The organism is Acinetobacter brisouii (assembly GCF_008993995.1).
GTDB lineage: Bacteria > Pseudomonadota > Gammaproteobacteria > Pseudomonadales > Moraxellaceae > Acinetobacter > Acinetobacter brisouii_A.
Genome location: NZ_BKNN01000065.1, coordinates 1 through 13,258, shown reverse-complemented (window position 1 = coordinate 13,258; position 13,258 = coordinate 1). Strand labels below are relative to the sequence as shown.

General features: G+C 39.7%; 7 protein-coding genes. 1 reads left to right on the top strand and 6 read right to left on the bottom strand.

All coding sequences use genetic code 11. From position 1 onward, the window contains the following. Positions 1-1,460: 1,460 nt before the first annotated feature. The 6 genes from GBN19_RS12805 to ptsP form a co-directional block, all read right to left on the bottom strand. On the bottom strand, positions 1,461-4,028 hold the full coding sequence (locus tag GBN19_RS12805; protein WP_151778403.1) for a S8 family peptidase: 2,568 nt from the start codon (positions 4,026-4,028) through the stop codon (positions 1,461-1,463). Positions 4,029-4,045: 17 nt separating this feature from the next. Continuing rightward, positions 4,046-5,041: an AAA family ATPase gene (locus tag GBN19_RS12800; protein WP_151778402.1), complete on the bottom strand. Its 996-nt coding sequence runs from the start codon at positions 5,039-5,041 to the stop codon at positions 4,046-4,048. A 618-nt stretch (positions 5,042-5,659) separates the two neighbouring features. Continuing rightward, positions 5,660-6,217 (bottom strand): CHAP domain-containing protein, encoded by a 558-nt coding sequence (locus GBN19_RS12790; protein WP_151708408.1) that lies wholly within the window; start codon positions 6,215-6,217, stop codon positions 5,660-5,662. A 567-nt stretch (positions 6,218-6,784) separates the two neighbouring features. Beyond that, complete coding sequence (locus tag GBN19_RS12785; RefSeq protein ID WP_151778401.1) at positions 6,785-8,500, bottom strand: fructose-specific PTS transporter subunit EIIC; 1,716 nt, start codon at positions 8,498-8,500, stop codon at positions 6,785-6,787. 4 nt (positions 8,501-8,504) lie between these two features. Next, complete coding sequence (pfkB, locus tag GBN19_RS12780; protein WP_151778400.1) at positions 8,505-9,440, bottom strand: 1-phosphofructokinase; 936 nt, start codon at positions 9,438-9,440, stop codon at positions 8,505-8,507. A 5-nt stretch (positions 9,441-9,445) separates the two neighbouring features. Next, on the bottom strand, positions 9,446-12,298 hold the full coding sequence (ptsP, locus tag GBN19_RS12775; protein ID WP_151778399.1) for a phosphoenolpyruvate--protein phosphotransferase: 2,853 nt from the start codon (positions 12,296-12,298) through the stop codon (positions 9,446-9,448). A gap of 312 nt (positions 12,299-12,610) precedes the next feature. Here ptsP and ybaK point away from each other — a divergent pair, with 312 nt between their 5' ends. Next, positions 12,611-13,078, top strand: a complete 468-nt coding sequence (gene ybaK / locus GBN19_RS12770) for a Cys-tRNA(Pro) deacylase (protein ID WP_151708404.1) — start codon at positions 12,611-12,613, stop codon at positions 13,076-13,078. The last annotated feature ends 180 nt before the right edge of the window (positions 13,079-13,258 follow it).

Sequence of the window (13,258 nt, the reverse complement as noted above, 5' to 3'; positions counted from 1 at the left end):
TTAGCAACAGGAGGTGTTGCTGAATATATATCCATGTTCATGGATTAAGTCCCCACTTGTTTTTAGGTGGGAACTAAATTAAGGCTTATAGGATCGCTTGGTAAGGCTGTGTTAGCCGGATGCTTACAAATCTATTCAGTTTGATGCAGATGTACAAAACATCCGTATCTTTAGGTTAAAGGGGGAAAATCAGAGTATCCCTTATGAGCCGATTAGGCTTAAGAATCTACTACTTCAAGGCTTTAATATTGGAGTCAATGACTATCGTAAGGATGATGTTTACTATCATTTTTACTTTAAGAAAACGGATCACAATAAACGTCCCCTTCCCCATGAAAAATGGCGTTTGAGAGCGGAAGTAAGATTAAGCAACCTTGATCAAGCTTTAGAGGATTTAAGCAATGTGGTGAAACTTGGCTTCAAGAAGCTTACTTTTACTCAATTAACCGACACGGCGACACTAGAACAAAGAAAACCTTACTCGCTTTATGTCCGCCCATACGGACAAAAGCCCTCCTCACCGATTCTCAAAAATGGGCATTATCGAGATTTCAAAAAGTTTATTTGTACAAATCAAAATCTAAATGAGCGATTAAGGGAATCTGTAAAGAACTTGTCAAATAAGTTCTAGAGTCGCAAATTTCGGATGAATTTTGAATGACAAACGCCGTGCTTAATGCCAATAACCGCCGTAGCTACAGCGGTTTTTTATATTTAACTGTGCCTAATAACATATAGATATTAATTAAGGTAATGTATAAACACAATTACAATATATGCAAGAAGCTAATCTTAAGTTAACTATGACTTCTTTTGACTATTTCTCAAGTTACATTGATTGCAACTTAACAGTAGCCATTACTCGCTCAGAGCACCCATCTATAGCTAAACGCTATTTCTGTGGTCCAATGGCTCGTTGGACAGTACCTTATACAGATCTCAATCAATGGACTTCCGATGGCAAAATCCCTCTTGTCCAGATGTTAGATGTGGGCGACTCTAATACGGTTTTAAATAAAATTGACTACGAGTATCAGCGCCGTTGCTCTTGATAGTAATATCCATTTAGCGGAATCCACCCGCTAGATGGATTAAAATGAGCGAAGTCCTAGAAAAAAACCAATCTTCTCTATGTAGACCATTCATAAATCTTGTTCAAATTTGAAAGGTCTTATACTTCTCAAATAAGTTTCCAAAAGTTGCCTATAACTTGCCATTTTTCAAAAAAAATTTATGATTCTTTTCGTAGATTTCGATTGAACTTATGAACCTTTGAATATAGATAATCACTACAATGTTGTAAGCCTATTCAGAGTAGTATTACGGTCCGATATCCCTAATCTCTCCAATATATGTAACTACTAAGCCTATTACGAGAAAAAACTAAAATTGCTTGTTTTTGAAGTTTAAATTAACTTGGAATGCCATATCTCAATATCATTCCAAGTTAATTTTTTAGTTTATGAAACTTTTAACCCTATTGTTTCGACCCTTGTACGTTCAATTATTTTAGTTTTGATTTCTTGATATAAGCTAACATCAACTTCATCTGCTGTCTCAAATGTAATACATAATGCGTATTTAACTGATTCGCTAAATCTTTCGCTAACTTCCCTACAGTTTACTTTAAGTCTGATATTTTTATCTTCTCCGATAACTGCCAAGCGGTCGGACTCAAATACTTCATGTTGTACCGTTCCTCTTTTTACTTGGTTCCAATCAGCTGAATGACTAGCTCTTTTTACAAATTCTTTATTATCTCCATCTAATTCAAACCATAAGTTTTCTCTTCTATATTTTAATTTTGAGCAACATGGTTTAGTAAACCAAACTAATGTTACTGTAATTCTCCTCCAATGATTTGCACCACCAAACTGCTCAGGTAAAGGAATCTCATAAATATGAGATTGTCTATTACTTATAGAATCAAAATTAAAAAGTGTTACTCGTTTTTCTAAGCTACCTTTAATCCGATCAGGATTAACTTTCCCATAGCCAATATTTTGAGCAACCATTTTCTTTAATGTTGCATTATCTACACCACCTGAAAGATTAGAAATCCTGTTAGCTATTTCTTGCGAGGTAGCGGAATGAACAACCAAGCCCTTTAATAACAAAGGCATATATGCATCTACCTCATCCGAAATATCATTTTCTTCCAAATATCTTTTTAAGATTTCAGACAACTGAGCACATAAGCGACTTACTAGTGCTGTTGAATTACTTGTCCCTATTGTATGAGTTGTTCTATTCAACTCACGAGTACTTGCTGTTGCTACTTTTTGTCCAATTAGAGCTGCCGAATAGAATGGCCTTAAAGAAGGTGCTGCATATGGTTCTCTAAAAACTAATCTCCCACCACCAATTACAACATCCGGTTTGATAGATCTTAAATAACCATTGCCTTGTGCCGAATATACTGCTGGTAACTCTTCTTCATATACATCCATAATGCCATTTGAAGCATTATAGTTAGACTCATCACTATGTAGTGCGCCAACACAAATTGCATTCAAGCTATCTGACGGGGATAAAATCCTTTTTTGACTTGACTGGCTAAGGTGAATTTGAAAAATTGTTTTAGCTTGCTCTTGTTTACTAAGAGCTCTGAAATCCTGCGAAGGGATTGGTAAATCAATATTAGTGAGATGATTTCCAGCACTTACTATAAAAAGAACATTATATTTATAACTCAACCAGTCTATTAATTTAGCTAAAGGACTCATTTTCCCAGCAAATTGCAATAATGGGTCACCAATAGATAAGTTAATAACTTTAATTGAAGCTGACAGTAAATCATTTGCAAAAATTTCTGAAACAGCCCTATGTATTAAGTCCAATGGAAGAGTATTTTCATCTATGCCTTCACCTCTAGCTTGGCTAGTCGGCTTCATAATAGGCCTAACATATAATTTTGAATTAATCGTACCAGATGAATTATTTAAATCCCCATGAATGATCAAAGAGGACATACTTGTCCCATGAGTCATCTTATCTACTTCATATGTAGAAGAATAATCATCTGGATCATCAACTATAATGTGTTTTTGCAGTAAAGAATGATTTGCCATAGGCAAGCCATCTAATAATGCAACTACTGGTGGCAATAGTTCTTCACTATTATCTTCGGTGCTAAAGCTATTCTCATCAGTTAGGCTTTCAGTTTCACCCTCATCCCACAGAGGCTCGACAATCATCTGCCCATGTGGCCTAAATAACATAACATGATCACATTTCACCAGTTTAATATAATCATGAGCAATAATTTTATTAATTTCAGAGGTTGGTAATTCAGCCAAAAGAGCATGGTATTGAATTTCAGGAATACAAGTCTGTGTAATAATATCGCCTTCTGATCCTCGTATAATCTCTCTTAATTGATCAACTGCTTCTATCCTTTTTTCTTCATTTTCTCGAAACCATAATTCTATTTCGAATTTTACTGGCTCATCCGGATTATGATTTAATTTATCCTCCCAGTCTTCTAATACACCTGTATCTTTTAATCGATCTTCAACCCCCCAATACCTTATATCTTTTAATAGTAGAAATAGATCCCTGAATTTAGTTAAACCTCGAGGGAATGTCATATTATTATTTTCTATGTACCTTTCCCAAAGTCCAAGAAATTCATCAGTAGCTCTTCTGTTAGAAAGAACCATCAGTAACTGACCAGATAATAATCTTTCATCATCTTGATATTGAAAATGTTCTGTTGGTTCGATATCAGGGAGCTCATATTCAGCTAACCATTCAAGACCATCAATCTTTTTTACAGCTTTAAAAAAATCCGGTATCGGCTCATAAGTTTCAATAACTAATGCATATTCAGGCTCGACACTTGGAGCATCTACTACTACCTCTATTCTTCTTGCATCAAGTGTATCTTTCAAGCGTGTAAGCTTAGGAATCACTAATTGAGCTTGCTCACTTATTACAGGCTTAGTAATCTTCGAAATTAGCCTCTGATTCCCCACATATTCTGTAGTATCTGATTGAGGAAGCCTAATAAAAGGATACTCACTCATATTTCACCCTTAATCTATTATTCATTTATCGTATTTAAAGCAGACCAATTTTTTAAAGTTAGCGAAACAATATTTCTCATATCTTTGTTAGGCAGATTTAGAATGTATTTTCTCATTACAGTTCTACAAAACTCTTCAACTTCTGAAAAGCTTACTCCGTATAACTTTTTAGATAATGTTTCATAAGCATAATCAAACTTAATGTTATATCGATCTTCAAACTTCATTAATAAAGTTTCAATTTGAGCTCGAGTTGGTTTAGGAATATTAACTCTAATTTGAAATCTTCTCCAAACTGCTCTGTCTAATAGCTCATCGTGGTTTGTAGCACCCACAATAACTACATGACTAGGTATTGAATCAATAAGCATTAATAATGAACTAACAATCCTTTTAATTTCGCCAGAATCATGTGAGTCTCCTCTCTCTTTGCCTAAGGTTTCAAACTCATCAAAGAATAAGACGCATTTTTGCATAGAGGCATAATCAATAATTTGACGCAATCTACTAGCTGTTTCTCCTAAATATGACCCAATTACACTCTCATAACGAACAACTAATAAAGGCACCATAAGAGACTCTGCTAAAGCTTCAGCGATAGAGGTTTTACCATTGCCCGGAGGCCCAATTAGTAAAACTCTGTTTCTAGGGGCTATGCCATAAGATTTTAAAATATCTGCTCTATTCTGCTCTTCAATCAATTCTAATAGAGAATCTTGAATATGATGAGAGAATACCAAATCATCAAAGCTAATTTTTGGATTTTTTTCATTTACTAAAGTTTCTAACTTACTATCTACAGTGTTAGGTTTTGATTCGATAAACTTTTTGATAATTTTTTGATTGTTCTGATTAGAAAATTTTTCTAATTCTTGCTCTAAGCGTTCTGCAACTACAAAATGTTTTTTTAATTTTTCATCAGCAATAATAGTTTCAACAACTTTTTGAAATTGTCGTTTATCACCTAATGCTCCGGCTTTTACTAAGCCTATTAACTTATCGGATGTTGTCATGAGTTCTTACCTTTTTTGCAAAATACAACACTAAGATGACAAATATAAAAGCCATTAAATTCAATTAATTATAAGCGTTGCTAAATTTTGCAGGTAAACATGATATGCTCCTAAGCATCTATAAAACATATAAATTTTACCATAATATAGTCAGAAAATTTATTTCTTTAATGTACTGTGCCTTCATCGTTCTTGAAAGTAATTTTTCTTATATATCAGTAGATATCTGCTATGAATAATTCAACTTCATTTCTAAGAATAATATTTTGACGGTATAAATGACGGTACATTTACATACATGAAATTTCATGTTTAACTATTTCATATATTTAGATATTAAACCTGACGGACTCTCTCACCGCCAGATTTTATTCCTGCAATGTCCTGCAGGATCTCAAAAGGCTTGATTCTAAAGGGGTTTAGGCTTTTTTTATGTCCAATACTATCCACCCCATCTATTGCAATCCCGATATATTGGGGGGTATAACTGGGGGTATAATAAATTACCCTCAAAATTACCCCCCAATTCTGCGAAAAAATAGCAATGATCACACACCTAAAACCTTATGAAATGGTATTTTATAAGAATATTTCAATGCTACGATTTTTAGAATTTGGCTATAGCTCAGTTGCGGGCTCTAACCGATAATAATGATATTCAACATCTTTTTCTCTATATACTGCATAACCACTTTGACGGAAGTCTGAGATCCACTCTGATCCAGTATATCCTGCAATATGTCCATAAACATGGTCACTTGTTGCATCAATGATGTAAATATCACCTTTCTGTGGTCGATTAAATGCAGGTTTAATTTGTTTATAACCATTTTTCTCTAAAGTCCGCCCCCAATCTGCTGCGGCAATCGGATGATTAGAAACATCAGCACCTGCAGTTTGCAAAGCAATTCGCACATTACGTGCACATTTTTCAGAACTACGGCGTGCAGAGATACTTTCTAACTTGATTGAAAATTTAGAAACATTAATACGTTGTGCATCTAGAGTAGATTGTTGATCGATTCGATATTTCACGTTTTTGCTATGATGTGCTTTACGCTGAGATTGAACATGCTCTGGTTTTTTTATATCACGTGAAGATGCATGGCGAACGTGAACCTGAACTGAATGGGCGTGAGAGTTATGCGCATGAACCGCATGGTGAGCATGTATCATTACAAAAACCTATTTTTTTCCATCAAAACATCAACAGCGTGCCATTGTAGAGAGAAAGCTTTTAAGATGTATGAAAGGGTTGTAACAAATTTTAGACATCTCTAAATTTACAATGTTAATTTTTACTGCCTGATGTTATCTATATTTCTGATTTAAAAACGATATAACGTATCATATCATGGTTACAATTTAAGATACTATTTGATTAATATTTAATCAATTTGACTTTTAAAGCACGAGAGAAAGCATTCAATTGGTCTTGGAAGGTCTGTAATTTATGCTCACAAAACATACTTATTCTCACAATTTATACCTACTTTCCTAACATTTTTATTTTTAAGCTATTTGCTAACTGCGTTTCGATATGCTTTAGATCAAAAGGGATGATTGTTTGCTATGAAACTATGGTTCAAAAAATATGATCGGATTCTTTTAAGTGCAGGTCTACTGAAAGTTAGCCTCTTATTAGCCTTAATTCTATCGGGTGGACATGTGCGTCCTGACCTGTAAATAAAAAGACTGAAGCTCTTTGGAGATTCAGTCTTTTAGGTTTGAGCAGTTTCTAATTTAAGCCGTTACAGTCTTGACTGTTTCACGCTGCTTAATGACTGCATAGCTAATACCTGTCACAAAACTTCCAACCGCAATTGCAATGAGGTATTGCAAAGGATGATTAATCGCGTTAGGGATCACTAACGCAATAATACCACCATGCGGAGTCACCAACTGGCATTTAAACATGGCAACCAGTGCACCTGTCACCGCTCCACCTGCAATCGTACATGGAATCACACGAATCGGGTCTTTGGCTGCAAATGGAATCGCCCCTTCAGAAATAAAGCACAACCCCAAGACAATCGCCGCTTTACCCGCATCTTGCTCAGACTTGGCAAATTTATTTTTCGCCAAGAATGTCGCAATCGCCATACCGAGTGGTGGCACCATACCTGCCGCCATGGTAATCCCCATAGGCTCATAAGTTTGTGATGTCAGCAAACCCACCGTAAAGGCATAGGCTGCTTTATTGATCGGGCCACCCAAATCAATACACATCATACTGCCCAAGACTACGCCCATGATCATGGCATTGGTTGTTCCCATCGTGGCAAGAAACTCTTTTAATAAATCAAAGAGTTCAGCAACTGGATGCCCCACGATATAAATCATGATCAGTCCAACTGCCAAACTTGCCAGCAATGGAATAATCAGAATTGGCTTTAAGGCTTCCAAACTTGAAGGCAGTTTGACTTTTTTGGCAAGAAATAATGCAATATAGCCCGCCAAGAAACCTGCGACCAAACCACCTAAGAAGCCTGCTTGCAATTGGGCTGCCAGCAAGCCACCAATCAAACCTGGGGTTAAACCAGGACGATCAGCAATCGAATAGGCAATATAACCTGCCAGCATGGGTACCATGAGGGTAAATGCAGCAACACCAATCTGTTTTAAGGATGCCGCAAAGCTACCATCAACAGGGTTTAAACCAAACATGAAAGAAATCGCGATGATTAAACCACCTGCGACCACCATTGGCAGCATGAAAGACACACCTGTCAGCAGATGTTTATAAATGCCAACTTTTTCTTTCTTTTCTGAGCCTTCGCTGTTTGCAGTTGCTTGTTGTTTGCCTGACTCAAGTACTTTTGCTTCTTTGATCGCGCTCGCAAAGGCTTTATCAGTTTGCTTGAGCGCAAAGCCTGTACCACAGCGATACACGCGCTTACCCACAAAACGGTCGGTATTGACTTCAATATCTGTCGCCAAAATCACGATATCTGCATCAGCAATGGCTTCAGCAGACAAAATATTCTTTGCGCCAACAGAACCCTGCGTTTCCACATGAATCTCATAGCCCAGTTTCGTTGCACCATGTTGTAGTGCTTCTGCCGCCATAAAGGTATGGGCAACCCCTGTAGGGCAAGCGGTAATCGCGACAAATTTACGCGCTTCTGTGTTGGCTTGTTGCGGTTGTTCAGCAAGCTCTGTAACTGTTTGAGCAGTCGCCAAAGCCTGTTGCAATAACGCATTTGGATCTTGCTGTGCCTGATCCAAATCAATCAAGGCCACTTTTTGCGTGTCAGCAAGCGGTAACTTAGGTAATTTCTGTCCAAGCACCACAACCACATCGGCAGGCAACGAAGCAACTTGCTCAAGCTCTTCAACAACCTGAGCCTGATGCCCTGCTTTTTGGGCAATCTGTACAAGTTTCTTTGCCAAAATCAATGCATTGATGGGCTGTTCAGCACTATGCGGTACAAATAAAATCTGATGAATGTCTGACATAATCCTAGCTCAACGAATTGATGGCAATTTTTTGCTTCAAGTCTTCAATGACAGAGAGATCTGGGACTTGAAACCCGATTTGGGTCACAGCATGACTGGCAATTGCTGTTGCAGTTTTTAAAATTTCTTCAGGGCTGTAATACGTTAATAAGCCATGAATCATTCCCGCAACCAAAGAATCCCCAGCCCCGACTGTACTTTTCACCTGTACCTTTGGTGCTTGAGCATGCAAGGGATGAGTTGGATGTAACCAGTTCACACCACCCTCACCCATTGAAACAATAATATGCTGAATTTGCATATGCCCAATCGACTGGAAAAGTTGCTGCTGTTCAAGATAAGTACTCGCAGGCAAATGATAAGTTTCAGTGAGCTCATCACCATTGGGTTTAATCAACCACGGATTTGCTGCAATCGCTGCACTTAACGCCTGACCACTGGTGTCTACAGCAACTTTTTTACCTTGCTGATTCAACCATTCAATCAGTTGTTTTAGCTCATTGGCATCAAAACCTGGTGGTAAACTTCCTGCAATCACCACAATCTCAATATGAGTCAGAAGACTTTGAATTTTGTCAAATAATTGCTGTTTGGCAATCGTATCAATCTGGACGCCTTTGCCATTAATATCGGTCATACGACCTGAAGCTTCCGCAATTTTAATATTCTGGCGGGTTTCACCTGCCACATAGACAAACTGATTTTCAAAGCCTTCTTGGACAAAGTGTGCATCAAAAATTTGACGATTGTCTGCACCTAAAAAGCCAGTCACGATGACATCATGCCCTAAATCTTTCAGCACTTGTGCGACATTTAAGCCTTTACCCGCAGCATGACTGACAACCGCATGATGACGATTGACTTCACCGACCTGCAAGTTGTCTAGCTGTAAAGTGACATCAATCGCAGGATTGAGAGTCACTGTTAAAATTTTTGCCATACCACTTACTCAACTAAATTACGGACTGCGGTTGCAGTGTCACAAGCTAGCGCACGTTGTGCCAATTGCTGACAGTCAGCAAAATTTAACTGTCGAATCTGTGCTTTGACCAATGGAATGCGGGTACTCGACATACTCAGCTCATCCACCCCAAGTCCCATCAATACTGGGACAGCTTTAGGGTCGCCTGCCAATTCACCACAAATACCGACCCATTTACCATGCTGATGTGCAGCACGTACAGTTTGGTCAATCAGTAATAAAACGCTTGGATGCAAACCATCCGCCTCAGCCGACAACACAGGGTGTCCACGGTCAATTGCCATGGTGTACTGAGTCAGGTCATTGGTGCCGATACTAAAGAAATCGACTTCCTGCGCTAAAATTGGTGAGAGCAATGCCGCCGCAGGTACTTCAATCATGATACCCACTTCAAGGTGCTCACACGGATGCGCTGCACGGACTTCATCCAAAATAGCTTTAGCTTCACGCCATTCTTCTACACGTCCAATCATCGGGAACATAATGCGTAAAGGACGATTATCCGCAGCCTTAAGCAACGCAACCAGTTGCTGACGCAGTAATTCGGGTTGGCGCAAAGTTAAACGAATGCCGCGTAAACCCAAGAACGGGTTTTCTTCAGGTGCAATTGGCAAATAGGGCAAGGGTTTGTCACCACCGACATCGAGAGTACGTACCACCAACGGACGACCTGCCAAAGCATCAAATACCACGCGATAATCTGCTTCTTGAACAGCTTCGTTTGGCGCACTGTTATGCGACATAAACACCAATTCAGTCCGCAATAAACCAATGGCTTCTGCCCCATATTCAACTGCTTGAGCTGTCGCTTGTACTTTCCCGATATTGGCTGCAATCTCGATTGCATGCTGATCTAACGTCATTGCAGGTTCTAAGCAATGCTGCTCAGCCTGCTGACGCAGTTGGCGTTGACGCTCACGTTCAGCCATCGCCTGTTCGATGCGCTCAGCTTCAGGCTTGACGATGAATTCGCCCGTATCCCCATCAATCAATACAACGCTGTGATTGGGAATATTCAGCACTGCTGAGCCTGCACCGACCACCGCAGGAATGCCTAAAGCACGGGCTACAATCGCACTATGCGCACTTGCACCACCAACAGCCGTTAAAATCCCCGCAACACGGTCTTTGTTAAGACGTGCCACATCACTTGGCCCAACGTCATGCATCACCAAAATATACGGTTCTTGCGGCTCGGTAATTTCTGGCGCACCACACAAGACCGCAAGGACACGCTCGCCAATATCACGTAAGTCTGCGGCACGCTCAGCCAGCAAATGGTCATTCAGTGATTCTTGCGCTTTGGCAGCCGCTTCAATATGCTCATGCCATGCGGCAGCAGCAGATAAATTTTGCTGTACGCCACGTTGCACGCTTTGAATCAAATCTGGATCATCCAGCATTTCCAAATGTGCCATGAAAATCTGTTTGATCGCTTCAATTGAGCTTTGAGCAATAAACTGGCGAATGCTATTTTTGACCTGACGAATCGCAATATCGAGCTTTTCGCTTTCTGCTTTCAGGCTTGAACCAAAACGGTCATATTTGAACTTGCGCGGTTTTACCACATGCGCAGGGCCAAACGCCAAACCAGCCGATGCTGCAATTCCGTGACTTTGATCAGGTACTGCTTGGGTTTCTTCTTCAATCACAATGCTCGGAACAGGCTGCGCTGCTGTTGCAGTTTCCTGAACTGGCTCAACTTCTTCACCCAAGCCGTGTTGAACGGCGGCAATCACGCTTGCTAATCCCGCAACAGCATCGGTTTCAGGTTCAGCAATAAACGTCAGGGTTTGTCCACGCTTACAGCCCAAAGACAGCAATTTAGTAAGACTTTTTGCCGATACAAATTGCCCACCATCGACAGACACCTGAATCTCACCTTGGAAAGCCTTACAGGTATTCACCAACTGTGTTGCAGGTCGTGCGTGCAGCCCATGAGCGTTCGCCAGTACCACGCGCTGCGATGCCCAATCAGGAATAATTTCTGCACCGATCAACTGGGCAATTTGCTGCGCATCTTGTTGCTGACTCAAGCTTTGTAACTGCTCAGGATCAAAGAAAATGTCCATGAGTCGGTTAAACTGGGTCATATCGAGCTGTGGATTGCTGGCAATACACAATAACGTGCCAAGTTGCTGACCTTGATACTGAATCGCCTGTTCAGCCTGAATAATGCTGACTGCAGGGCTCAACACATGCTGGCTCGCGGTAATCGACCACAAGTCTTCACCTAAATGAATCATATTTTTGGGTTGTAACTGACTCAGGAAGCCACATTCCACCATTTTTTGTTGTTTCAACAATTGGCTGGCTTGCCAGATAAAATCATCCAGATCCGACACAGCCACTTTGGTCGCAATCAGGTTTTCATGCAATGCCAAAGATGGCGGCTGTGCCTGCAAAAGTTCAATAATTTGCTGAGCCAATTCGGCATTTTTCACGCGCTCAGAAACATCATCGAGCAAAGCTCGGGTCAGAATTTGTAAAACTTGTAAATGTTCATCTGACTTTGCAGCAATCACCACTGCCAAATAAATTTTATTTTCACCATCCCAGACCACGCCTTCAGGAAAGTGAGCTAAACGCACCCCAGTCTCTAAAATATACTGGCGTGACTGTGGTGTTCCATGCGGAATGGCAATACCTTGCCCCAAGTAAGTTGCACTTTGTTGCTCACGTCCAAGTAAACCCTGAATATACTCAGGTTTAACCAGTTGATCTTCAACTAAAATATCCACTAGACATTGCAACGCCTGAGCTTTATCTACAGCATGCTGATTCATCCGAACATGTTGTGTATCTAGCGCTAACATAAGAATTCCTTGAAAAACATCATAAGTCGAGTTGAGGCGGTGCCTTTCTAGAGAAAAAACGAAAGGCGGATTCTACTCGGGTTTCCTCTGAAAATCAGTTTTTTTGATCATCATCGCTTGGATTTTTGCGGGCTAAAATCATAGCTTTTAAATATTAATTGAGAATTAAGCTTTTGAGTGTAAAGATTGTACAAAAGCGCACCATGCTCGCATTTGATTTGCGTTACACATGCATTTATCCATCAATCTGCAATGCTCAAGTCAAAACAGGACTATAATGCCAAGCTTCTTATTTGCATCAGAGTTTTCCCGATGACCCCTGCCTGTAAATTACTCCAATCGAAAAAAATTACATTTAGCGTGCATGAATATGAGCACGACGCCAATGCCAAAAGTTTTGGACTCGAAGCAGCTGAAAAGCTGAATTTAGCCGTTCATGAAGTGTTTAAAACCTTATTGGTGACGGATGATAAAAATCACTTCGTGGCTGTCTTACCTGTCCAACATCAGTTGAACCTAAAAAAAGTGGCAACCGCATTGGGCTGCAAAAAACTGCACATGGCTGACCCGAAAAATGCTGAACGCCTCACAGGTTACTTGGTCGGAGGAATTAGTCCATTGGGACAGAAAAAACGTCTGAAAACCGTGATTGATGCCAGCGCACAAGCTTTAGCGAAAATGTATGTCAGCGGTGGCAAACGTGGTTTGGATATTGGTTTGTCCCCACAAGATTTGGCTCAATTACTCGGAGCAAACTTTGCCGATGTGGTTGATGTCTAAAACAAAAAAAGACCTCTGATGAGGTAATGCCAGTCAGTTAAGCAAAAAAATGCAAATTGCTGTAAAAATGAGTGTATGCAAATACACTCATTTTTTTTATGAATTTATCACATCATTTAGATTTAACACTCCAACAAACATTACCCTCACTCTCACATTTCAATGAACTCATTGATTTAA